Below are 24,439 nucleotides of genomic sequence, written 5' to 3' on the forward strand. Positions count from 1 at the left end.
TTATCTAAACTGCGCGTGCAATTTTTTGTTTAGTATTTTCCAATTCTTTCTTTAAAAACTTGGCGGTAAAGCTTTTTTTGTCCTTGGCGACTTCTTCCGGGGTACCGGTAGCAACAACTGTTCCACCACCTCTTCCTCCTTCATAACCTATGTCTATAATGTGGTCCATCATTTTGATTACATCCATGTTGTGCTCTATTACCAAAATGGTGTTGCCCTTGTCCACCAAACGGTCGAGTACGTCCATAAGTACTCTAATGTCTTCAAAATGCAAGCCTGTTGTTGGTTCGTCGAGGATATAAAAGGTGTTTCCAGTGTCCCTTTTGGAAAGTTCCGTAGCTAACTTTACCCTTTGGGCTTCACCACCGGATAAGGTAGTGGACTGTTGACCCAATGAAATATAACCCAAACCTACATCTTTTATTGTCTTAAGTTTACGATGAATTTTTGGAATATTCTCAAAGAAATCTACAGCTTCGTTGATGGTCATTTCCAAAACATCGGCTATCGATTTGCCTTTATATCGGATTTCCAAGGTTTCCCGGTTAAATCGTTTGCCATTACAGGTTTCACATTCTACGTATACATCGGGCAAAAAGTTCATTTCAATCACTTTTAGGCCGCCCCCTTGACAGGTTTCACATCTTCCTCCGGCCACATTGAAACTAAAACGCCCCGGTTTATATCCGCGTATGGTAGCCTCCGTGGTTTTGGCGAAAAGCGAGCGTATTTCACTAAAAACCCCAGTGTAGGTGGCTGGGTTTGATCGTGGAGTACGGCCAATGGGAGACTGGTTGATATCGATGACCTTGTCGATATGTTCCAAACCCTTGATTTTTTTATACGGCATTGGTTTTTTAACGCCATTAAAATAGTGGGCGTTCATAATAGGGTAGAGGGTTTCGTTAACCAAAGTGGATTTGCCACTCCCGGAGACCCCGGTGACCCCTATCAGTTTCCCCAATGGGAAATCCACGGTCACATTTTTAAGGTTATTGCCGGTACAACCCGAAAGAGTAATCTTTTTGCCGGTTCCCTTACGTCTTTCTGCTGGTACTGGAATTTCCAGTTCCCCTGTAATGTATTGTGCGGTCAATGTTTGCTGGTTGACCAAATCCTTTGGACTTCCTTCTGAAATGATTTCTCCGCCGTGCTTGCCGGCCTTTGGGCCTATATCGATAACATGGTCTGCACATTCGATCATGTCGCGGTCGTGCTCCACTACAATTACTGAGTTTCCGATATCCCGTAAGGCTTCCAAAGAATGAATCAGGCGTTCATTGTCCCTCTGGTGCAAACCGATACTAGGTTCGTCCAAAATGTAGAGTACGCCCACCAATTGTGAGCCAATTTGCGTGGCCAAACGAATACGTTGCGCTTCACCACCTGACAATGACTTGGAACTGCGGTTCAATGATAGGTAATCCAACCCTACATCCAATAAGAACCCGACACGTGCTTTGATTTCCTTGATGATTTCCTCGGCAATTTTCTTTTGGTTGCCTTCCAAGGTATCTTCTAGATTGTGGAAGAAATTGTTCAACTCTACAATGTCCATTTGGGCCAATTCGGCAATATTTTTACCATCTACTTTAAAATAGAGAGATTCTTTCCGCAAGCGGGAGCCTTCACATTCTGGACATTTCACCTTGTCCATGTAATCTTTGGCCCATCGTTTTATCGATGTTGAGTTAGCTTCTTCATACTGGGTCTTTATGAAGTTGGAAATACCTTCATAATCAATTTTGTACTGTCTTTTAACGCCCAAGCTTTTGGAATCTACCTCAAAACTTTCCTTGCCACCGTTCAAAATAAGGTTCATGGCTTCTTCCGGAATCTTTTCAATGGCATCTGTCAAATCAAAATTATAGCGCTGCGCAATGGTTTCCAATTGTTTGAAGGCCCAAGATTTTTTGTATTCGCCCAAAGGGGCAAGTCCACCAGATTTAATGGATATTTTTTTGTTGGGAATGATTTTATTCTCGTTAACCTGATGCACATGTCCCAACCCACTGCATTCTGGGCACATTCCTTTGGGAGAGTTAAAGGAAAACGTATTTGGCTCTGGTGTGGGATAGGAAATACCCGTCGATGGACACATTAAATCTCTACTGAAATACCTAGGTACAGTTTCACCCTCTTCCAGTATCATCAGAACATTTTCTCCACTGTACATGGCCGTATTGATGGTTTCACTCAGCCGTTTATGGAAATCTTCGCTATCGCCCACCTTCAAGCGGTCGATTACTATTTCGATATCGTGGGTTTTGTAACGGTCCACTTTCATTCCCTTGGTGATGTCAGTAATCTCACCATCTACACGCACCTTTACAAATCCCTGCTTGGCGATTTGTTCAAATAATTCGCGATAATGTCCTTTACGTGATTTAATTACGGGGGCAAGCACATTTATTTTTTTGTCCTTATACGATTCAATGATCAAATCCCTGATCTGCTCATCGCTATAGCTTACCATTTTTTCACCCGTATTGTAACTGTAGGCATCTCCGGCGCGGGCAAAAAGAAGGCGAAGAAAATCGTAAACCTCTGTGATGGTACCGACCGTGGAGCGCGGAGATTTTGATGTGGTCTTTTGTTCAATGGCGATTACAGGGGAAAGCCCATCGATTTTATCAACATCTGGGCGTTCCAACCCGCCCAAAAATTGTCTGGCGTAGGCAGAAAAGGTTTCAATATATCTTCTTTGACCTTCGGCGTAAATGGTATCGAATGCCAAAGAGGATTTCCCGCTACCCGAAAGACCGGTAATCACCACCAGTTTTTCACGGGGAATGGTGACATCTATATTTTTAAGATTATGGACTCTTGCGCCCTTAACCTCAATATGTTCTTCGTAATTGATCATAAATCATAGCAAACCTCAAAAATAGCGAATTGGGATGTAAAAATGAAGTGTGGCCCAGTTTCGTTTTTGTTGCTCGATGCTTTATTTTTACCCTGTAGTTATTAAAACGCAACTTATGAATTTACTTGGCATTGGCTCTCGGATAGATCATCCGGAATATGGCAAAGGTGTGGTCACCAACGTATCGTCCAAACATTATTGGGTTACTTTTTTGGAGAATGGATTGGAAACTATTGATTTGAATGCTGATTTTGAAGTCATTGAAGCTGTGGAAGATGAAGTGGATAGCGTTAGTTTTTTTGACGTGGAGCGTTCCTTGGTGAAAATACTGGAAAAATGGAGCGACACGCACGAAAAAGTAGCCATGGCCGATAAATGGAAAGATGGTAAATTGGTTTTGGAATCCGGTGATGGTACGGCCAACAAGGATATGCCTATTGATACGTTCTTTCATAAAATTGTAATGGTACGTGACCGGATACGGGTGATGGAGCAAAAGATTAACAGCAGCAAGAACCTTGATGATCAAGAAAAGGTAGACCTACAGCAATATATAACACGTGTTTATGGTAGTTTGACCAGTTTTAATGTGCTCTTCAAGACCAAGAGCGACCATTTTGTAGGGGAGAAGAGTAAGGGATAATCAAACCGCTTCCTTTTTCTCGCTCAAATACTTCCAATAGCGTTTAGGTACGTGTTGTTTATGCAGTTTAGGGTTAATGCGAGATGCGATATTGGTCCTTTTAAAATAATCGTTCCAAAGCGTTTGGCATTCATATTCTTCGGAGGCAAAGGAATCACTTTTCACGGTTTTGTTATGGTGTATGTCCTTTAAGTTTAGGGATACCATCTCCACATGGTCTAGGTCATAGTAGATGCCATACCTGCGCTTTACATCATAAATCAACCATTTTTGGTCTGCGTAGCGGTCTCGAAAATGTTTGGAGATGAGCGGCAACACATCAAAATCAGGTTCAATGTTGGCAAAGTAGATTTTATCCTTTGTCAATTGAAATCGAACAAATGCTTCCATGCGATGTTTCTCCCGACCTACTTTTTTGGCCAATTGGGCGATAAAGAGTACCGTGCTGTCCGAATAATCTAAATACTTACCGCTTTTGGCGCGCATCAATTTTTGAATGTAGGTGTAGAGCATCATTTCGACGCCTTCGGCTTCGCTCAAAAAAGCAAAGTACACATTGGAAATGGCGTTATGGCTCTTGTTTCGAATTCCGTTCCATACACGCTTCGCTTTCTCCACGTTCGTAAAAACGGTTTCGGTTTCAGAGAATAATCCGTTTTGGGATTGATTGTTCTTTTGAATGTCGGTCACATTGATTTTCTCATCAAAGGCCACGAAGATGGAGGTAAGAAATCCATTAAAACTTCCATCATAAACTAAGGTTGTTGAAGCATTCATAATGTTTGCTTTTTAGTTTCATTATTGTCATTTCGAAGGAGTTTACGACTGAGAAATCTAGATTTCTCCCCTTCGGTCGAAATGACTTGCAAGTCAATTGCCTGTTGCTAATTGAACAATGACAACTGTGTACTGTACTGATTCCGGAATTTTCCAGAGGAAGACTGCAGAATCATTCTTTTTATCTTATCCGCGTCCATGTCACGACGCTCCCATAGTCGGGAATCGCAGACCATAAAATATTGGGCACGGTTGAGGGCCACTCCGATTTTTTTAAGGTGGTCCCAGTTCAATTTTCTAAATTTTCTTGCTTTCATAATTTTATGCACCGATTGCATGCCTATTCCTGGAATTCGAGCCAACAATTGTTTGTCAGCTGTATTCACATTTACGGGAAAGTGATGAAGGTTCCGCAGCGCCCAAGAAAGCTTTGGGTCCACATCCATGTCCAAGTTAGGATGTTGGTTGTTCAGAAGTTCTCCAACAGAAAAGTCATAAAAACGTAATAGCCAATCGGTTTGGTACAATCTGTTTTCACGCAACATAGGCACTTGAGAACCTATGGCTGGCAAGCGCGAATCATGTGTTACCGGCACGTACCCGGAATAATAAACCCGTTTCATGTTGAAAGTCTTGTAATAATAGGTCGCCGAATACATAATATCTTTGTCCGACTCGCCAGAAGCTCCTACGATCATTTGGGTACTTTGGCCTGCAGGGGCGTATTTGGGTGTACTTTTTATGATTTTTCGTTCTGCGCTATACCGTACAATTTCATTTTTCACCTTTTGCATGGGTTTGATGAAGTCTTCATGTTTTTTGTCGGGAGCCAACAATTTTAATCCTGAAACGGTCGGCACCTCTATATTGACAGAAAGGCGGTCGGCATAAAGGCCGGCCTCGTACATTAACTCATCGCTGGCACCGGGGATGGATTTTAAATGGATATACCCATTAAAATTTTCCTCTTCACGAAGTTTTTTGGCTACGGACACTAGACGTTCCATGGTATGGTCCGGACTTTTGAAAATTCCAGAACTCAGAAAAAGCCCCTCGATATAATTTCTACGATAAAAATTTATGGTGAGGTCCACCACTTCCTGCACCTTGAAAGCAGCCCTTGGTACATCGTTGCTTTTTCGGGTCACACAATAAGCGCAATCAAAAATACAATGATTGGTCAACAGAATTTTCAACAGGGAAACACATCTACCATCTGCGGTATACGTATGGCAAATCCCCATTTTAGAAGCATTGCCCAAACCTTTGTTCTTGTTGGTGCGGTCACTGCCACTGCTTGCACAAGAAACATCGTATTTAGCGGCATCGGCCAATATGTTCAGTTTTTCTCGTATCCTATCAAAATCCATAACTTGGAAATATTCCAATCAAAAATATGGAAATATTCCAATAAATGGAAATAATCCATAAATATTTTTGGAAATATTCCAAAAACCTTATATTTGAGAATAGATTGTCTGAATGATTCTCTTAGACATGACATTATTGACTTGATGATGGAAAATGAAATAACCTTAAAAAGATTTACCGATTTACGAAGGGAACTTGGTTTTACTCAAACTGAATTTGCCGATTTACTCGGTGTTAAGAATACAACAGCGGATATAGAGCGGGGGAGGACCAAACTTTCGGGGAAAGTGGTGACCGAACTTTTAAAGCAATTTAAAATCAATCCTCTTTGGTTGTTTGGGGAAAGTGACCAGAAACATCTGGATACCTCCAAAACTAGCGTAATCCCAAAAGTCGTAACGGTTGATAATTCAGATAACGATAACATGGTGATGGTAAATGCCAAGGCCGCTGCGGGCTATCCGCAGAATATTTCCGATACGAGTTGGTACAGACAATTGCCTGCTTTTGACATGCCCATTCCAGAGTTCCGGAATGCAACGTATAGGGGGTTTCAAGTAGAAGGGGACAGTATGTTGCCGAATCTAAGACCTAATGACTGGGTCTTGGCCCGTGCCATCGAACATATCGATTATGTGAGCCCAAATAAAATGTATGTGGTGGTCCTTCAGGACTCTGTTATGGTAAAGAAGATTGAGCGAAAGCCAAACTCCAACAATATTACCTTGGTTTCTTTAAACGAAACCTACCCGCCATACGAAATAAAGCCCTTTCAAATACAGGAGATTTGGGAAGTGAGCAGTAAATTGACTTTCAATGTGGATGCCACAACTGAAACTGGACTTTTAAGGCAGTTACAGGAATCGATGGAGGAGCTGAAAAAGCAAATAGCAGGAAGTTAGTATAGGCTTTTAGAATCCCAGACCCTTTGATTTTGTTTGGATTCTTATAAGATAATTATGAGCAGTCATGTACAGGACTGAACCATCATTGCCCCATGCACAATTCGCTGTTCGCTGTCCGGTTTCAATTCGTCCCAATAACTTTCCTTTTGGAGTGATGACTAAAACTCCACTTGGTCCAGTGGAAAATATAGTTCCGTCCGCAGCTACTTTAAGACCGTCCAAGGAACCTACAAATCCTTCTTTCAATAACTGAGAGGCATCAAAAAAGATACGGCCTTCATCCAAAGTGCCGTTGTGTTTTATTTGGTAAACCATGATGTATGGCTCGTCGGAATCGGATTGGTTTACATAAAGTAATTTTTCATCTGGAGAAAGGGCCACCCCGTTGGGTCTTTTGAGGTTGCTGACCACCATTTCGACCTTGCCGTCGGAATCAATTTTATAGACTCCGAACGCATCAATTTCCCGGGAGTGTGAATCTTGTTGCTCGGGCAAACCGTAAGGTGGGTCGGTAAAGTAATAGGTGCCATTGGAGGTTTGAACAATATCGTTTGGACTGTTGAAGCGTTTGCCTTTCCAATTATCCGCAATGGTGACTTTGCCTCCATTTGCCAATGGCATTTTTGAAATCCTACGGTCGCCATGTTCGCAGAAAACCAGTTCTCCTTGCTTGTTTATGATCAAACCGTTACTTCCTGGTTCACGACTATAAGGAGAAATTCCTGTATATCCGGATGGTTTTAAAAATTCGGTAACACCTTCCGTTTCACTCCATTTAAAAATGGTGTTTTGGGGAACATCTGAAAAAAGAAGAAACGAGCCTTCCTTCACCCATACAGGACCTTCGGCCCAAATGAAACCCTCGGCAAGCACTTCAATTTTTGCATTTTTATCTATGTAATCATAAAATGCATCATCCAATGCGACCAATTTAGTTTTGTTTTGACCAAAACAACTTATTGTAACAAGAACAAACAGTAGGGCTAATTTTTTCATTTTTAATCATTTACGTAAATATAAGACATCGCTATCTTAAGATGTTTCTATTTTTGAAATAGATGTTCCTTAATCCCAATGGCCAGGGTGTCCGCTGCTTCTGGATGGAGTCTAAACCATAGTTCGGGCTCAAAAATCTCCAGTTCGGCCAAAGCCCATTTGCCTTGATTGTCCTTAAAAATATCGACCCTTGCATACATGGGGAGCTCGGGAGCGGCAAACACAACACTTTTGGCAAAAGCAATTTGATCTGCACTCGGGGAATAGGGGTGTACGGTACCGCCAAAATCGTCTTGCACCCTAAAATCACCTGTTTTGGCAATTTTTAAAACTGCGTGGGTGAACTCTCCGTTAAAAAGCATCATGGAGATTTCCCCTTCGGATACGATGTGGTGTTGAAATTCTTGAAGCATCATGGCCTCCTCCTTAATCAGTTCCGAAAAGATGGATTCGTGCTCTGCAACAGTGCTATCGTCCAATTTATAGGTATGTCGGGCCGCACCGGAAACACATGGTTTCAAAATAAAGGTATCGGTTAAAAAAACTTCTTCCGATTTTGCATGTGCGATAGCGTCAGCGAGACTTTTATCGGAGCCTTGCTCAACAAACAGGGTATTTGGAACGTTCACCCCAATATTGGACAAATCTTGCAGGTAATGCTTGTCTATATTCCAATAAATCAATTTTTTAGAATTGATGAACTGGGTTTGATTAGAAGCTTTTTCCAGCCATAGTGAAAACTCTTCAAATCGGTCAAAGTAGTCCCAAGTCGTTCGGAACAACGCATATTTGGTCGTCGACCAATCAAAATTGGGGTCGTCCCAAGCTTTTCTGGTTACCTTTAAACCTTTATTATTCAATGCATCTACAACCAGTTGGTCTTCCAAAAGCACATTTTCAACATAAGGGGTGCTTTTTTTGGGGGACACATATCGATGGTCCGTTAAAACAACAACATCGTATTTCATTCAAATGGGGTTAATATCCGACTGCGGTATCATCTCCACGTTTGTCCGCTCCTCCTTCAAGTTTACCGTTGGGCAGTACTCGAATAGCATCTACTTTTCCGATGATGGGCGTACGTTCTTCGTTAATGATATACCCTTTGGATTTTAGTTGTTCTATCAACTCTTCCGAGAATCCTTGTGGTTCAAATATGACCATATCCGGCAACCATTGGTGATGAAAGCGGGGTGCATTGACAGCTTCTTGCATGCTCAAATTAAATTCATATACATTTAGGATAGTTTGTGCTACAGCGGTGATAATGGTCGACCCTCCGGGAGTGCCCACGACCATGTACAGTTCCCCATCTTTTTCCACAATCGTGGGGGTCATACTGCTCAACATACGTTTTTCGGGTTGAATGCTATTCGCTTTGGCCCCAATAAGACCAAACATATTGGGAACTCCCGGTTTAGCACTAAAATCGTCCATTTCATTGTTCAAAAAGATGCCCAACTCCTCACAGAACAATTTAGAACCATATCCACCATTTAATGTTGACGTTACCGAAACAGCGTTGCCTTCCCCATCAACAATGGAAAAATGGGTGGTCTGGTCGCTTTCAATTATTTCGATTTCGCCATGGCTTACTTCTGATGACAAGGTTGCTTTATCAAATGAGAAATTTTCCATTCTATCCTGGAGGTAATCATCGCTCAAAAGAACACTATAAGGTATATCCACAAAATCGGGGTCTCCCAAGTAAAAGTTTCTATCCGCATAGGCCCTTCGGGATGCTTCGGTAAACAACTGGATGGTTTTGACGGAGTTATGTCCGAAATCGGAAATGTCGTATGGCTCCATCATTTTAAAGATTTGATTGATGGTCACACCTCCGCTGCTAGGTGGGCTCATGGAAATAATTTTAACATCCTTATAACTGAAAACAATGGGATCTCGCCAAACCGCCTCGTATTTTGCCAAGTCTTCTTCGGTGATCAGACCACCTTTTTCTTGAACAAATGCGGCGAGTTTTTGGGCGATTTCACCTTTATAGAAGCCATCTCGCCCCTCATTCATTATTTTACCAAGGGTTTTGGCGTAGTTGGGATATTTTATGGTATCACCTGCTACAAAAGGTCCTGCAAATTTTGTACTATCGCCATTGGCCTCTATGAATCGTTCACGTGTTCTTTCCAGTCTATTCGCTTGGTTCTCCGTAACTACCACACCTTTGTTGGCAAGGGCAATAATCGGCTCAATAATTTCATTCAAGGGAAGTTTTCCAAATTTTTTATGGACTTCCAACACTCCTGCCACAGTACCAGGGACTCCAACTGCTGTTCCGCCAGAAGTGCTCAAACCGGGAATCACATTGCCCAATGAGTCCAAATACATGTCCTTATGGGCTGCCAGAGGGGCTTTTTCGCGATAATCGATTCCACCGACCTCACCATTGCTCTTGCGGTACACCATAAATCCACCACCACCAACGCTTCCAGCAAAAGGGTATGCAATAACCAAGGTTAGCTCTGTAGCTACCATGGCATCGAAGGCATTTCCTCCCTTTTTCATAATATCAACAGCGAGTTGCGATGCTTCTTTACGGGCAGAGACAACCATAGCCTTTTCGGCTACTAATCCGGTAGGTTCCGCTGGCTGTTGCTTACAATTGACAAAAAAGATTAGGAAGGGCAGAAGGAGTATCAGTCTTCGCATAGAGAAATAAATTTTTGGTTGGAAAAGGTAATTAATTCTTCAAAAAAGGAGGTGAACTCATTTTCGAATTCGGTATAATGTTCTTCAAGGTCCAAAATGGCAAAGTTCATTTTGGATTTGTTCTTTGTGCGTCGGTTCATGCCATGCAGAACATTGTTGATACCGGCTAAGTTGGCATAATTTAGCAGCCAATTGTCCGCCATCATATAGGGCATCATTCTTTTGGTGGCCATCGGGAGCACATCATAGTTGTCTTCCAATAGGTTATAGAAGTTTTCCACATACTCATCCAAGGGCACGTCTGAATAATCGCTCCAGTTCTTGGCCAAAAAATGGTCGTAATATATATCTACAATGACCCGACTGTAATGACTGTAATTTTTATGAAGACGTTTACTGCTCTTCCGAACCGTGGGATGCGAATCGGTAAAAGTATCGATTTCGCGGTGCAATAGTATGCCTTTTTGAATCCTTATGGGCAAATGACCAAACTTGTTTCCACGGATATGATCGGCAAAGAAATTACCCAAAGTAATCTCTTCATCATCAAAAGAAAGATAGATATGCGCTAAGAAGTTCATCGGGACAAATTCCTTTTCTGTCGAAATTTACAAATTCAGAACATGGAATCGGATATGCCCGATTATATTTGCAAAAACTTTTTTAACAATTATGACACTAATCAAATCAATTTCTGGAATACGAGGCACTATTGGAGGCCAAACTAATGACAATTTAACACCTGTTGATGCGGTTAAATTTGCAGCGGCCTACGGTACTTGGTTAAAATCGTATTCGGAAACCGATGATTTGAAAGTTGTCATTGGACGTGATGCCCGATTATCCGGAGAGATGATTCAGAACTTGGTGGTCTCCACTTTGGTCGGTCTTGGCATTGATGTGATTGATCTAGGATTGTCCACTACACCTACCGTAGAAATTGCAGTTCCTTTGGAAAAAGCGGATGGTGGTATCATTTTAACCGCCAGTCATAACCCAAAACAATGGAACGCCCTTAAGCTTCTGAATGAAAAAGGTGAGTTTTTGGATGCCGTACAGGGTGCCAAAATTTTAAAACTGGCCGAGGAAGAGGATTTTGAGTTTGCCGAAGTCGATCACCTTGGGGAAATCATTAAGAATGATTCCTATATCGATATTCATATTGATGAAGTCCTAGAGCTTTCCGTTGTGGATGCGGATACCATCAAGAAGGCAGGTTTCAAAGTGGTTGTGGACGGTGTAAATTCCACAGGAGGCATTGCCATACCCAAATTGCTCGAAGAATTGGGAGTGGAAGTAGTAAAGTTATATTGTGACCCAACCGGTCATTTTCCGCACAATCCTGAACCTTTAAAGGAGCATTTGGGAGACATCTGTAAAAAAGTGGTTGAAGAAAAGGCTGATTTTGGAATTGTGGTCGACCCAGATGTGGACCGTTTGGCATTCATCAGCAACGATGGACAAATGTTCGGGGAGGAATATACATTGGTGGCCTGTGCCGATTATGTCTTGTCCAAAACCCAAGGGAACACGGTTTCCAACCTATCATCTTCCAGAGCTTTGCGTGACGTTACCGAAAAACATGGAGGTACTTACGAAGCTGCTGCGGTTGGAGAGGTAAATGTTGTGACCAAAATGAAAGCCAACAATGCCATTATAGGTGGAGAGGGCAATGGCGGAATCATATATCCAGAAAGTCATTACGGGCGCGATGCATTGGTAGGAACTGCATTATTCTTGATGTTAATGGCGGAAAAAGGCGGGACGGTTGCCGAATTGCGTGCTAGCTACCCAAGTTATTTTATGAGCAAAAAGAAAATCGAACTCACCCCTGATTTGGATGTAGATGCTCTTTTGGAAGCCATGCACCACAAATACAAAGATGAGGAAGTGTCCACAATTGATGGAGTAAAAATTGATTTCCCTGAAAACTGGGTACACCTGAGGAAATCGAACACAGAACCCATTATCCGAATTTATACCGAGGCAAAATCACAGGATGAAGCTGATGGTCTGGCGGACCGAATTATTGGTGAAATTAAAGAAGTGGCAGGATTGGAATAAATCTATTTTTTCAGCTCATAGATGATTTTTGAACTATCAAATTCATCGTCAGAAATATCGGTGCGGCTATCGGAATCCAGCCAAATTTTCCAAGTTCCATTTTCCTTACGAAGTCCAACGTTAAAAAAACCATATCCCGTGTATTGAGGTTGGGCAATTGTTGAATTATATCGTACTAAACGGTAATAACCGGTTTGGTAGGCAACATCTTCATTGAAATTGAGGGCGGTGGTACGAATTGCAAAAGCTATACTCAAATGATTTCCTTGATTTTTTACGCCATCTAAAAACCCGCCAAATTCATTCAGGTACTGACCCCCGGATGCAACATTGTTTTGGGAAATGGTAACCCGAACAATATCCGGAGTATGGATGGATTTGATTTTCTTGGAATTCAGCTGATCGTAAGCCTCCATAAAAGGGACCCAAACGTCGTTTTTAATGGCTTCCATGATTTCTTGTGGTATTTGTTTGGGAGATGTTTGCCCAAAGCACAGACCAATTCCAAGACAAAAAAAGATAACAATTGATTTTTTCATGCTGAACTACCTTTTCCTGTTAAGATATTACTTTTTCAGGGATTTAGGTGCTTTGTCCTTGTGTTTCCAACGTTTATGTGTCCAGAAATAATATTCTGGAGCTTCCCTGATGGATTTTTCTGTTTCTCTTAAAAAGGCATCTGTGATTTGGTAATCGGGAACAGTCGTAGGTTCCCCGAAAAGCACCTTAAAGGTGCCTTGGTAATATCCCCTTTTTAGTTTTTTAACCTTAAGGTAGACGGGTACAAAGTTGTTCGCTTTGCAGATTTCTTCGCCTCCCACATGGGCAGGAACTTTAATGCCCATAAATTTAGTCCAATATTTAGCCTTGCTCACCATGGGCGATTGATCACTGATGATACCGACCATGGTCAATTTTTCGCTGTCTTTGGCTGCTTTTAAGATTTTTCGGGACTCCCTTGTGGAAATCAGTTCAGTGTTAAATTTGCCCCTTATATTTCGCACCAATTTATCAAAGTACTTGTTCTGTATTTTCTGATAGATCCCGTAACCTTTCGATTTGATCTGAAGGTTCAAAGACAATACCCATTCCCAACTGGCATAATGGGGAAGCATTAGCATGGTGTTTATTCCTTTGTCTTCGAGACCATTTAATACCTCAATATTGGTAACTGTAAACCGTTTTTGGATTTCCTTTTTACTTATGCCCATGGTCTTGATCATTTCCAAAAACATATCGCACATGTGCTTGTAAAACTTTTTCTCTATCAGTAAACGTTCCTTTTCCGGTTTATCGGGGAAAACCAACGCTAAATTATTGCGGACCACTTTTTTACGGTAACCGATTACATGATAGAGCAGTGCGTAAACACCATCAGAAATAAAATATATGATTTTAAAGGGAAGTCTGGAAATCAACCAGAGCAAAGGATAAACAAGGATATAAACTACCAGCTGCATAGACTATTCTTGTGTACAAATATAGCTATATTTGAACCCAAACCTTTATTTACATGCTCAATTTACATATCGCTACCATTGCTATTATGGCCGCCAATGTTTTGGTTTCCCTTCGCGGATTCAACAGTCAGGCATTTTTTGATAGATACAAATTCAGTATCAGCGCCATTCAGGCAGGGCAAAAGGAACGAATGCTGACCTCCGGGTTTTTGCACGTTGATATTTCGCATTTGTTCTTGAACATGTTTACGCTGTATTTTTTTGCCCCAGTTGTTATAGGTTGGTTCGGTCCCATAAAATTCTTGATCATCTATTTGGTTAGTTTGATCGCGGGAAGTCTTTTGGCATTGGTTTTTCATAAAAATGAGCCATACTACAGTGCTGTGGGAGCGAGTGGAGCGGTCATGGGAGTTCTCTATGCCGCGATATTATTGAATCCGGATATGCAATTGGGCATTATGTTTATACCGATTCCGCTACCTGCATATGTTTTGGGTATAGCCTATCTATTATACTCTATCTGGGGGATGAAGAGTAGAATGGGCAATATAGGTCATACGGCCCACTTTGGTGGTGCCATAGGTGGGTATGCGACTACCTTATTGTTTATGCCAGGGCTGTTTGTAACGGACACTTTGATTGTGATTTTGCTCGCCATTCCTATCATCATTTTGTTTGTGCTGGATAAGATGGGCAAGATTTAGTGTATTAAAAAAGGCCTTGAAACATCAAGACCTTCTTTTTATCAAAATATATTTTACTGTTTAGCTCTTTCCAAGTATTTCGGCAACTTTTTCTTCCAAGGCTGGTCCCCTAAGGTCCCTTGCTACAATAACCCCATTTTCATCCAATAGGAATGCGGCAGGTATAGCATTTATATTGTAAAGTCGAGCAATCGGGTCTTGGAACCGTTGTAGATTGGAAATATGGTTCCACTCCAACCCATCTGAAGCAATGGCATTTTTCCAAAGGTCTTCTTTGTTGTCCAAAGAAACGCCCAATACATCAAAACCTTTATCGTGGTATTTTTTGTAAACCGATACAATGTTCGGATTTTCAGCACGACAAGGTCTGCACCAACCGGCCCAAAAATCCACCAACGTAAGTTTAGCCTTACTGGTCACATCACTGAGCGCCAAAACATCGCCAGATGGGGTAGGGGCCGAGAAATCTGGGGCAACTGCACCGATTTCGGTCGACTTTAAATTTTCAAGCTGTTCCGCAATTTTCTTTGCGGGTTCTGTTTGCTTCATTTCAGGGGTAAGACCCTCAAACATTGATTTGATTTCATCAACAGGCACTGCTTTTGTGGCCAAAAGATTGCCAATAACCAATACGGAAACAAAAGCATTTGGATTATTTTTCGCAAAATCGATATTAAAGTTTTTCGCATCTTCTTGAAACTCGATAAACTCCTCACGAAGTGCGGTGACCGTGGCCGTATCTTGTTGTTGGGCTGCTACTCGCATATCATTTTGCATAGACCTTGCTCTTTCGGACAGTTTGCGGGATTCATCCAAAAAGTCCATGAACAATTCATTTTGTTCCGTACCCTTTAGTTTAGCATATTCAATGCTATCTTTCGGAAACTCTACTTCTATGGTGCCGTTTTCCAGAATTACCGGTACGTTTCCTCGAACTTTATCCACAAATAGGTAGTGCATTTTAGGACCGGACTGATTTCCGCTGAAACTAAACAGCCCATTCTCTACCGTAGTAGTGTCAATATCAATCAATTGATTGATGGAATCTGTGGTCTTCAAAAATATTTTTGTTCCATTTTCGGGCTCTCCGGTAATGGTTCCACTCAATGTGTATCCTTTAGGGTCTGAATTACATGATGATAAAAACAAAACTCCCAAGGTTATTGCTAAAAGTCTTTTCATTTCAGAATGTTTAAGTTGCTAAGGTATTCAATGTTTATGGCATAAAAAAACCCTTGACTTTTATTGGCCAAGGGTTTTTACATATATGTGCTCTACTAGAATTGGTATCTAATACCTAGCGCAATGTCAAAATCAAAATCATTATCGAAGCCATCATAGCCTACAAGGCCGACTTCCGGTCTAAAGTCCAATGATAACAGTAAAGGGATATTGAAATTGTATTCAATACCAATATCACCGGCCCCGAAAATGAATAGTCCTTCATCGTCATCAAAAATGGGATCTTCAAAGTCAACGCTTCCCAATCCACCACCGGCACCAACGTACCAGTTAAAATTGCCGTCTAAAGGAAATACCCATTGGTAAAGTCCGGCAAGTTTAAAAGCATCAAAGTGTCGGCTATCCCTCCAGCCTAGGTCAACTTCCAACCTGTTATTGGCTCCAAGGGCATTTTGGTACGAAATTTCGGCCCCAAAGCCATCGCTGTCTCCCAATCGTAGCCCCAAGGCATGTTCGGAAATACTTTGAGCGCTTACGCTAGCTGTTGCAAATAACATAACAGCGGCAAATAATGTGGTAATCTTCATGAGTTTCTCTTTTAAGTTAAAAATTAGAGATAGTTTTGTGTTAGATTTACGTTTGAAAAACCGTTTTAGTTCCCAAAAAGTATTCCAAATTGAATAAAAATTTGTTAAAAGGTCTTTCTGAACATCTGAAAGGTGAGTTGTTGTTCGATGATTTGAGTAAGGCAATCTACGCTACGGATGCTTCGGTATATCGTAAGTTGCCAATAGCCGTTGCATATCCAAAAAACACTGATGACCTTAAAACTTTGCTTGCTTTTGCAACCAAAAATAAGGTAGGTCTTATACCTCGTACTGCGGGAACTTCTTTGGCTGGACAATGTGTCGGTGAAGGTATCGTTGTGGATGTCAGTCGCCATTTTACCAAAATTGTCAGTTTGGATAAGGATAAAAGACAGGTTACCGTTCAACCTGGGGTGGTCAGAGATGAGCTCAATCAGTATTTAAAACCATTTGGTCTCTTTTTTGGGCCAAATACCTCTACCTCCAATAGATGTATGATAGGGGGAATGGTCGGGAACAATTCATCGGGAACCACATCCATACAATATGGTGTCACCCGGGATAAAGTATTGTCCATGCAATGTGTGCTGTCCGATGGCAGTGATGCATTCTTCTCCGATATTTCCAAAGAGGAGTTTGAAAAGAAAAAAGAAGGTAGCTCTTTGGAAGCTACCATTTATAGGAAACTGTACGAAGAGCTTTCGGACCCGAAAACACAGAATAAGATACGGGAAGAATTTCCTAAGCCAAGTATTCATAGAAGAAACACGGGCTATGCGGTAGATGAATTGCTGCACAACTCCATTTTTGGAGAAAATGACGCGGATTTTAACCTGTGCAAGCTGTTATCCGGTAGTGAGGGCACATTGGCCTTTACCACGGAAATAACCCTACAGTTGGACGATTTACCGCCATCCTTCGCGGCAATGGTTGCCACCCACTACAAAACTTTGGAAGATTGCTTGACCGATGTTGCTCCCGTAATGCAGCATAGCCTGCATTTGTGCGAGATGATGGATAAGGTAATCTTGGATTGCACCAAAAATAACAGGGCCCAATTGGCCAATCGCTTTTTTGTTGAGGGAGATCCTGCAGGAATCTTGATGTTGGAGGTGAAAGCAAATTCCAAAGAAGACCTGGAAAGACAACTTGAATCACTTCTCAAAACTATTGAAGCATCAGGATTAAGCTATGCCAACCCCATTTTATATGGTGAAGACATCAACAAAGCTATTGAATTGAGAAAAGCCGGTCTTGGGCTTTTGGGCAACATGGTCGGCGATAAAAAAGCAGTGGCCTGTATCGAGGATACCGCCGTGGCCTTGGAAGATTTAAAAGACTTTATTGCGGAGTTCTCCCTAATAATGAAAGGGTACAACCAAAGTGCGGTGTATTATGCCCACGCAGGTGCAGGTGAGCTTCATTTAAGGCCCATATTGAATCTTAAGAAATCGGAAGATGTAGTGCTTTTCCGAAGCATTACCACCGATGTGGCCAAGTTGACAAAGAAGTACAATGGCAGTTTTAGCGGGGAGCATGGAGATGGTATTGTTCGTGCCGAGTTTATTCCGTTAATGATAGGAGAGGCGAATTATGAGCTGTTGAAAAGGGTCAAAGCTATTTTTGACCCCAATTTGATTCTTAATCCAGGGAAAATCGTGGATGCGTATCCCATGGACGAATCACTTCGCTATGAGATCGATAGAAAGGAGCCGGATGTGGCAACCGTTATGGATTTTTCGGACAGCGAAGGAATTTTAAAGGCCGCTGAAAAATGTAATGGTAGCGGGGACTGTAGAAAGAGCCATCACATGAACGGGGGTATGTGCCCGAGCTATCAAGCTACCAAAGATGAGAAAGACACAACACGTGCCCGAGCCAATGCGCTACGGGAATTTTTAACGAACTCAGGCAAAACCAATAGGTTCGACCACAAAGAGCTCAAATCTGCATTCGACCTGTGTTTGAGCTGTAAGGCCTGTGCCAGCGAATGCCCCAGTAACGTGGATGTCTCGGCTTTAAAAGCTGAATTCCTGTACAACTATCAAGAAGCTAACGGATATAGCTTACGAAGCAAATTGTTCGCTCACAACACCCAATTAAATGCCTTGGGTAGTAAGGTTTCGGGTATAACCAACTGGATGTACGAGTCCAAAGTTATGGGTGGTATGCTCAAAAAGGCTGTTGGCGTGGCTCCTGAAAGAAATTTGCCCAAAGTAGGTCGTTTCAATTTTGAAGAGCATCTTAAAGCCAACCGTGGCCAGCGAAAGGAAGTTTCCAAACGACCTGTTGTTTTATATATTGATGAATTCGTTAGGTATTTGGATATTCAGGTGGGTAAAGATGCCATTGAATTGTTATGCCGATTGGGCTATGATGTGGAATTGTTCTATGGGGAAAGCGGAAGGACCTATTTATCCAAAGGTTTTCTAAAACAGGCCAAAAAATTAGTGGACAAGAACATGGAGAACCTAAAGGATATTTTGAGTGCAGGAACCCCAATCATTGGATTGGAGCCATCGGCCATTTTATCTTTCAGGGATGAGTACCAGCGTCTTCACGATGATAAAGCACAGTTACAAAAATTGTCCTTACAATCATTTTTGATAGAGGAGTTTTTGGCTGGTGAAATCATTAAAGGCCATATCTTTGCCAGTAGTTTTACCGATGAGAAAAAGACCATCAAAATACACGGGCATTGTCATCAAAAGGCATTGAGCAATCAAAAAGTAACTTTTGACATCTTAAATCTGCCCAAGAACTATACGGTGACCATTATACCGTCCGGTTGTTGTGGTATGGCGGGTTCGTTCGGGTATGAGAAGGAACATTATGAAGTCAGTATGCAGGTAGGTGGGCTAAAACTGTTCCCTGCAGTGAAGAAGAGTTCAGAGGATACGTTAATTGCGGCAAACGGAACCAGTTGTAGGCATCAAATAAAAGATGGGACGAAAAGGGAGGCGCAACACCCGGTTTCAATCTTGAGACAGGCCCTTATCGTCTAAGAAGTCGTTCTCGATATTCTCTTCTTCGGTTTCGCTTAAGTGTTCTTCAGTTACATCATACATGTTCACTTCCTTGTCGGTAATGGAAGCGATTAAGTCGTTCATATCCATTTCCTTTAGATCCTCGTCCATAAAAAACGGGGAAAGCCTATCATGGTTATAATGGTAAATCTTCCATCGTTTGAAAGAGTATTCAAGAGCGGTTAAATTTTCCACCCAATCCCCGGAATTCAGATAGGTGCAGCTACCGTATTTGTTCTCGTATACCTCTTTTTTGGGTTGATGGATATGGCCACATACCACATAATCATACTCATTTTCTATGGCAAGATCAGCAGCGGTTTTTTCAAAGTTGTTGATGTATTTGACGGCTCCCTTGACGCTATTTTTGATTTTTTTGGACAGGGAATATTTCTCGCGGCCCATTTTGGCCAAGCACCAATTGAGGAAGCTGTTGATCAAAATAAGAAGGTCGTAGCCATAGCCGCCGAGCTTGGCCAGCCATTTTGCATTTTGAATGGAAACGTCGAACACATCACCATGGAAAATCCACGCTTTTTTACCGTCCAAATTAAGTACCAGTTTATCCATTACCTTAAAATTTCCCATTGAAGTATTACTGAACTTACGGAGCATTTCATCGTGATTACCAGTGATATAGTAAACCTCTACGCCTTTTGAGGCCATACCTATAATCTTTCTCAGAACCTTAAGATGGGAAGGCGGGAAATAACGTTTGCTAAACTGCCAAATATCAATAATATCACCATTTAAAATCAACTTTTTAGGTTGAATACTATTGAGGTATGTGATGAGTTCTTCTGCGTGGCAACCGTAGGTTCCCAGATGTACATCCGAGATTACGGCCAATTCTATCTTCCTTTTTTTCAATGGTATAGGATTTATTACAAAATAAAACGGTAGGAATAAAATAGAAATCAAATCCAAATCATTAATTCATGAGCATATTGTTAAAATAATATCACGTTAAGATGAATTATGTTACAATAACATTAAGTCAAACCCCTGTTTTTGAATTAGCTTTGTAACATCTACCTTTGATGGCGATATAATTTTTATACCGAATGGCTGGAAATTCTTTTGGACAACTTTTTAAGCTCACCACTTTTGGTGAATCTCACGGAAAAGCATTGGGAGGCATCATTGATGGGTGTCCTGCAGGAATTACATTGGACTTGGATAAGGTTCAAGAAGAATTGAATCGTAGAAAACCGGGACAATCCGCCATTGTAACCCAAAGAAAGGAACCTGATACGGTTGAAATTTATTCCGGAGTATTTGAGGGGAAAACCACCGGAACGCCCATAGGATTTGCGATTCACAATACCAACCAGAAGTCCAAGGATTATTCGCACATCAAAGATTCCTACCGACCATCTCATGCGGATTACGTGTACGATAAAAAATATGGTTTCCGTGATTATAGAGGTGGTGGTAGAAGCTCGGCCCGTGAAACCGCCAGTAGGGTAGTGGCCGGTGCCATTGCCAAACAGTTTTTAAGTGAAATCAAGATAAATGCATTTGTCTCTCAGGTTGGAGAATTGAAATTGGACAAACCCTACCAAGACTTGGATTTTTCCAAGATTGAGTCCAATGCCGTTCGTTGTCCAGACGCAGAAATGGCGCAAAGAATGGAAGACTATATCAAATCCATTAAAAAAGAAGGCGATACCATTGGTGGCGTTATCACTTGCGTTATTCAAAATGTACCAATTGGTCTTGGAGAACCTGTTTTTGACAAATTGCATGCGCGCTTGGGAGAGGCCATGTTATCTATAAACGCCGTAAAAGGCTTTGAATACGGAAGTGGCTTTGCCGGAGTAACCATGAAGGGCAGTGAGCACAACGATGCATTCAATACGGACGGGACCACCAAAACCAATAGAAGTGGCGGTGTGCAAGGAGGTATTAGCAACGGTATGGACATTTATTTCAGTGTTGCATTTAAACCTGTGGCTACCGTGTTGCAGTCCTATGAGACCATCAACAAGGAAGGTGAAAAAGTGACCACACAAGGTAAGGGAAGGCATGACCCTTGTGTAGTACCAAGAGCGGTTCCCATCGTGGAGGCCATGGCTGCATTGGTTTTGGCCGACTATTCACTTTTGGCTAGGACCAACAAAATCTAGGTAGAGGTTAGGACGTTTCCATTCAATAAAGTATCTTTCCGTCCCTAACTTAACTCTTTATGAAGAAACTGGAATTACACTGGCAGATCCTAATCGGAATGGCCGCAGGTGTTTTGTTCGCGTTATTGATGGTTCAATTTGAATGGGGACCTAAAATTGTCTCCGATTGGATCAAGCCTTTTGGAAATATTTTCATCAACTCCCTAAAATTGATTGCTGTGCCCTTGATTTTGGCTTCGCTTATCAAAGGGGTTTCAGATTTAAAAGATATATCGAAGCTATCCCAAATGGGTGGTAGGACCATTGGTATTTATATCGTGACCACTATTATTGCTGTAACCATAGGTTTATTGGTGGTGAATACGGTTAAGCCGGGAAGCTCCATAAGCGAAGATACCCGAAACGAACTGGTGGAAAACTACAAAGGAGACGCCGATAACATTAAAACTGCCGCGGATAAACAGAAGGAAGCTGGTCCCTTACAGGCTTTGGAAGACTTGGTGCCGAGCAATATTTTTAAGGCGGCGAGTGATAACGGCAACATGCTTCAGGTCATTTTCTTCGCTATTTTCTTTGGAATAGGTTTGATTTTGATTCCCGAAAAAACCGCAAAACCTGTCAAAAAATTCTTCGATGGCTTTAACGAGGTCATCCTCAAATTGATAGATATCATCATGTTGGCCGCACCATATGGTGTATTCGCCCTGTTGGCTGCGCTTGTAGTGGAATCGCCAAGTTTGGACTTGTTCAAGGCGTTGGCTTGGTATTCGTTCTGTGTGCTGCTTGGTTTGGCGTTAATGCTATGTGTTTACCTCTTGATTGCTTGGGTTTTTGCAAAAAGAAGCCCGGCCTTTTTTATGAAAGGGATGTCTCCTGCACAGTTATTGGCATTTTCTACAAGTTCCAGTGCGGCGACCTTGCCCGTGACCATGGAAAGGGTCGAGGAGCATCTGGGGGTAGAAGAGGAAGTTACCAGTTTTGTGTTGCCTATTGGAGCCACCATTAATATGGACGGCACCAGTTTGTACCAAGCTGTGGCCGCCGTATTTATTGCGCAGGCATTTGGTATGGACCTTAGTCTGTCCGCGCAACTTGGCATCATTGTAACGGCTACCTTAGCCTCCATTGGCAGTGCTGCGGTTCCCGGAGCTGGAATGGTAATGTTGGTTATCGTATTGGCACAAGCGGGAATTCCAGAAGCGGGATTGGCCCTAATATTTGCAGTGGACCGACCGCTGGATATGTGCCGTACCGTGGTAAATGTTTCTGGGGATGCGACCGTATCCATGGTGGTGGCAAAATCAGTAGGTAAATTGGGCGAGCCGAAAGTGAAGAATTGGGACGACAACTATCAAAAGGATAGCGACAACTAATCCAAAAATTTGGCCTTTAATTCGGGCGTGGGAATCATACAGGCATCCTGTTTTCCGAACCATTTGTACCGATTTTTAGCAACAAAATCATAAATGTGGTTGCGAATAGATGTGGGAATCCAAGTGAAAATTGCGGACAGTTTCCATAAGCCTCCTAAATCCTGAGCTATCTCCAAAGCAGCGTCGGATTTGGTATAGTAGGCCACACCTGGCTCTATTAAGATAATGGAATCCACCTTGCTGATATCGATATGGCGTTGGTTTACCAATTCCTGACCGATTTCACTTTGCAATGCGGCATAGCGGAACACATCCTTTTTATCCCGTTTGATCACAAACTGGACAGAGTTGTTGCACAAGTTGCAAACGCCATCGAACAGGATTATTTTTTTATTCTCCATAATGCAGTCATTCCCCAAGATGTGGAATACTAATTTCCTTTCCTCAAAGATACACAGCTTTGCTATCAAACGCTCACGGGCTGACACTAATTGCACGAATATGCACGAATGAAGGAAAATGTCATTTTGAACCGAGCTCTGCGAGTGTGAGAAATCTGGATTTTTCCATCGGAACTTTATTCCGTTATTTCAATCCAATTGCCCTCTGGGTCGGCAATAACACTTTCGTAATAGCCATCTCCGGTGGTTCTGGGTTCTCCGATTACGGTATATCCGTTGTTACGGATGGTTTCGGTAAGGGCATCCACTTTTTGTTTTGAACCCACGGATATGGCAAAATGGGCAAGGCCAAGTTGGGCATCCCCGTTATCCATGAATTCTGAAATATCGGGTCTGTGCATTAATTCGATGAGTGCCCCTTTTTTAAAGGAGAGAAAATAGGAACTGATTTTTTTCTTTGGATTGTAATATTTTTCGTTGGATTCCAGTTCGAAAAAACGCTGGTAAAACTCTTTCATTTTTTCTAGATCCGAAGTCCAAATGGCGATATGCTCAATTTTCATTTTAAGTTTTTTCTTAAGATTTTGATGTCTCTTTAGGCCAATTCCAAGCATACCAAACAATTATGGCAGTTATAATACTTTCCAAAAAAGCCAAGAACGCATAAAATAGGTACCATTCATGGGTGGAGTAAATTCCTATAACCACCATCATTATGGTAAATAAGGAACCAAATAGGATATTCAGAACTCGGTTTGTTTTAGATTTGAGAATAACCGATGTAGCAACCATCAGGGAAGAAATTGCCAAAATTATGGATGCAATTAGTAATTTGATGGGACTGTCCAGATTATTTTGTCCAGTGATTAAGCTATTGACTTTATCTGGTGTGTATAGCTCAAAGTAGTCTCCGTATAAATAACATAAGGTAACAGAGGCCCACAAAGCAGCTAGTTTTATTTTGATATTAATTTTTGGGTTTTCCAACATCGTCTTCGATTTTTAAGTATAGTTATTCAGGTCTCTACTCCTAAAGACGTGAATTGTGTTAAAAAGGTTGCCTGAATCTTATATTTAGTGGGATGCTTGGCTTTTTGCCAACGGTCTCGGCTACGAGTGGCTGTTTTTTAAAAAGTAGGGGATTTAGTTCAAGGCAATAGGGAACAATGAATTATAGCCAGCTTAAGTTTGATTCCGATTAAATTATAGTCATAAATCAGAAAGAACAAAAGAGAGGAACAAGGTCAATATAGCCATGGGAAGTTTCGATTCCGTCAACATTGATGACCCC

General features: G+C 41.7%; 22 protein-coding genes. 7 read left to right on the top strand and 15 right to left on the bottom strand.

All coding sequences use genetic code 11. The features are described from left to right. Positions 1-4: 4 nt before the first annotated feature. Complete coding sequence (gene uvrA, locus DCK90_RS15005; protein WP_108247027.1) at positions 5-2,866, bottom strand: excinuclease ABC subunit UvrA; 2,862 nt, start codon at positions 2,864-2,866, stop codon at positions 5-7. Between the two features lie 115 nt (positions 2,867-2,981). Between uvrA and DCK90_RS15010 the strand changes: the two genes are divergently transcribed. After that, positions 2,982-3,509 (top strand): hypothetical protein, encoded by a 528-nt coding sequence (locus DCK90_RS15010; RefSeq protein ID WP_108247046.1) that lies wholly within the window; start codon positions 2,982-2,984, stop codon positions 3,507-3,509. Here DCK90_RS15010 and DCK90_RS15015 read toward each other — a convergent pair whose 3' ends face one another. Beyond that, positions 3,510-4,286, bottom strand: a complete 777-nt coding sequence (locus tag DCK90_RS15015; protein ID WP_108247028.1) for a TIGR03915 family putative DNA repair protein — start codon at positions 4,284-4,286, stop codon at positions 3,510-3,512. It lies immediately after the preceding gene. A 107-nt stretch (positions 4,287-4,393) separates the two neighbouring features. Next, positions 4,394-5,656 carry a putative DNA modification/repair radical SAM protein gene (locus DCK90_RS15020; protein ID WP_108247029.1) on the bottom strand — a complete coding sequence of 421 codons (1,263 nt, stop codon included), beginning with the start codon at positions 5,654-5,656 and terminating at the stop codon, positions 4,394-4,396. Positions 5,657-5,803: 147 nt separating this feature from the next. Between DCK90_RS15020 and DCK90_RS15025 the strand changes: the two genes are divergently transcribed. After that, on the top strand, positions 5,804-6,559 hold the full coding sequence (locus DCK90_RS15025; protein ID WP_108247047.1) for an XRE family transcriptional regulator: 756 nt from the start codon (positions 5,804-5,806) through the stop codon (positions 6,557-6,559). A gap of 9 nt (positions 6,560-6,568) precedes the next feature. Here DCK90_RS15025 and DCK90_RS15030 read toward each other — a convergent pair whose 3' ends face one another. Genes DCK90_RS15030 through DCK90_RS15045 form a run of 4 tightly spaced genes read right to left on the bottom strand, consistent with a single transcriptional unit; the run spans position 6,569 to position 10,803 of the window. Beyond that, positions 6,569-7,558, bottom strand: a complete 990-nt coding sequence (locus tag DCK90_RS15030; protein WP_108247030.1) for an SMP-30/gluconolactonase/LRE family protein — start codon at positions 7,556-7,558, stop codon at positions 6,569-6,571. A 47-nt stretch (positions 7,559-7,605) separates the two neighbouring features. Further along, positions 7,606-8,526, bottom strand: a complete 921-nt coding sequence (locus DCK90_RS15035) for an ATP-grasp domain-containing protein (protein WP_108247031.1) — start codon at positions 8,524-8,526, stop codon at positions 7,606-7,608. Between the two features lie 10 nt (positions 8,527-8,536). Continuing rightward, positions 8,537-10,222, bottom strand: coding sequence for a gamma-glutamyltransferase (ggt, locus tag DCK90_RS15040; protein ID WP_108247032.1), 1,686 nt, complete (start codon positions 10,220-10,222; stop codon positions 8,537-8,539). Continuing rightward, on the bottom strand, positions 10,210-10,803 hold the full coding sequence (locus tag DCK90_RS15045; protein ID WP_108247033.1) for an acyl carrier protein phosphodiesterase: 594 nt from the start codon (positions 10,801-10,803) through the stop codon (positions 10,210-10,212). Before DCK90_RS15045 ends, ggt begins: the two co-directional genes overlap by 13 nt. 91 nt (positions 10,804-10,894) lie before the next feature. Here DCK90_RS15045 and glmM point away from each other — a divergent pair, with 91 nt between their 5' ends. Further along, the gene (glmM, locus tag DCK90_RS15050) at positions 10,895-12,286 is read left to right on the top strand and encodes a phosphoglucosamine mutase (RefSeq protein WP_108247034.1); all 1,392 of its coding nucleotides are present in this window, start codon (positions 10,895-10,897) and stop codon (positions 12,284-12,286) included. A gap of 2 nt (positions 12,287-12,288) precedes the next feature. Here glmM and DCK90_RS15055 read toward each other — a convergent pair whose 3' ends face one another. Both DCK90_RS15055 and DCK90_RS15060 read right to left on the bottom strand, forming a co-directional pair. Then, the gene (locus DCK90_RS15055; protein WP_108247035.1) at positions 12,289-12,825 is read right to left on the bottom strand and encodes a Cif family virulence factor; all 537 of its coding nucleotides are present in this window, start codon (positions 12,823-12,825) and stop codon (positions 12,289-12,291) included. A gap of 27 nt (positions 12,826-12,852) precedes the next feature. Further along, on the bottom strand, positions 12,853-13,746 hold the full coding sequence (locus DCK90_RS15060; RefSeq protein ID WP_108247036.1) for a lysophospholipid acyltransferase family protein: 894 nt from the start codon (positions 13,744-13,746) through the stop codon (positions 12,853-12,855). A gap of 53 nt (positions 13,747-13,799) precedes the next feature. On the opposite strand from DCK90_RS15060, the gene DCK90_RS15065 reads away from it, so the two are divergent. Next, positions 13,800-14,450 carry a rhomboid family intramembrane serine protease gene (locus DCK90_RS15065; protein ID WP_108247037.1) on the top strand — a complete coding sequence of 217 codons (651 nt, stop codon included), beginning with the start codon at positions 13,800-13,802 and terminating at the stop codon, positions 14,448-14,450. Between the two features lie 60 nt (positions 14,451-14,510). Here the strand turns inward: DCK90_RS15065 and DCK90_RS15070 are convergent, their stop codons facing one another. Both DCK90_RS15070 and DCK90_RS15075 read right to left on the bottom strand, forming a co-directional pair. Next, on the bottom strand, positions 14,511-15,632 hold the full coding sequence (locus DCK90_RS15070; RefSeq protein ID WP_108247038.1) for a TlpA disulfide reductase family protein: 1,122 nt from the start codon (positions 15,630-15,632) through the stop codon (positions 14,511-14,513). Between the two features lie 95 nt (positions 15,633-15,727). Continuing rightward, positions 15,728-16,219 carry a hypothetical protein gene (locus DCK90_RS15075; protein WP_108247039.1) on the bottom strand — a complete coding sequence of 164 codons (492 nt, stop codon included), beginning with the start codon at positions 16,217-16,219 and terminating at the stop codon, positions 15,728-15,730. Positions 16,220-16,308: 89 nt separating this feature from the next. On the opposite strand from DCK90_RS15075, the gene DCK90_RS15080 reads away from it, so the two are divergent. Continuing rightward, positions 16,309-19,224, top strand: a complete 2,916-nt coding sequence (locus DCK90_RS15080; RefSeq protein WP_108247040.1) for an FAD-binding and (Fe-S)-binding domain-containing protein — start codon at positions 16,309-16,311, stop codon at positions 19,222-19,224. Here DCK90_RS15080 and DCK90_RS15085 read toward each other — a convergent pair. Further along, positions 19,195-20,115: a UDP-2,3-diacylglucosamine diphosphatase gene (locus DCK90_RS15085; protein ID WP_108247048.1), complete on the bottom strand. Its 921-nt coding sequence runs from the start codon at positions 20,113-20,115 to the stop codon at positions 19,195-19,197. The two genes, DCK90_RS15080 and DCK90_RS15085, sit on opposite strands and share 30 nt — an antisense overlap. A gap of 194 nt (positions 20,116-20,309) precedes the next feature. On the opposite strand from DCK90_RS15085, the gene aroC reads away from it, so the two are divergent. Continuing rightward, positions 20,310-21,374: a chorismate synthase gene (gene aroC, locus DCK90_RS15090; RefSeq protein WP_108247041.1), complete on the top strand. Its 1,065-nt coding sequence runs from the start codon at positions 20,310-20,312 to the stop codon at positions 21,372-21,374. A 59-nt stretch (positions 21,375-21,433) separates the two neighbouring features. Next, on the top strand, positions 21,434-22,747 hold the full coding sequence (locus tag DCK90_RS15095; RefSeq protein WP_108247042.1) for a dicarboxylate/amino acid:cation symporter: 1,314 nt from the start codon (positions 21,434-21,436) through the stop codon (positions 22,745-22,747). Here the strand turns inward: DCK90_RS15095 and DCK90_RS15100 are convergent. The 3 genes from DCK90_RS15100 to DCK90_RS17130 all read right to left on the bottom strand — a co-directional run bounded on the left by DCK90_RS15100 (position 22,744) and on the right by DCK90_RS17130 (position 24,138). Further along, positions 22,744-23,148 carry a thiol-disulfide oxidoreductase DCC family protein gene (locus DCK90_RS15100; protein ID WP_108247043.1) on the bottom strand — a complete coding sequence of 135 codons (405 nt, stop codon included), beginning with the start codon at positions 23,146-23,148 and terminating at the stop codon, positions 22,744-22,746. The genes DCK90_RS15095 and DCK90_RS15100 overlap by 4 nt on opposite strands. A 176-nt stretch (positions 23,149-23,324) precedes the next feature. After that, complete coding sequence (locus tag DCK90_RS15105) at positions 23,325-23,711, bottom strand: VOC family protein (protein ID WP_108247049.1); 387 nt, start codon at positions 23,709-23,711, stop codon at positions 23,325-23,327. A 13-nt stretch (positions 23,712-23,724) separates the two neighbouring features. Beyond that, positions 23,725-24,138 carry a DUF6326 family protein gene (locus tag DCK90_RS17130; protein ID WP_108247044.1) on the bottom strand — a complete coding sequence of 138 codons (414 nt, stop codon included), beginning with the start codon at positions 24,136-24,138 and terminating at the stop codon, positions 23,725-23,727. Between the last annotated feature and the right edge of the window lie 301 nt (positions 24,139-24,439).

This window comes from Muricauda brasiliensis, from assembly GCF_003057865.1.
Classification (GTDB): domain Bacteria; phylum Bacteroidota; class Bacteroidia; order Flavobacteriales; family Flavobacteriaceae; genus Flagellimonas; species Flagellimonas chongwuensis.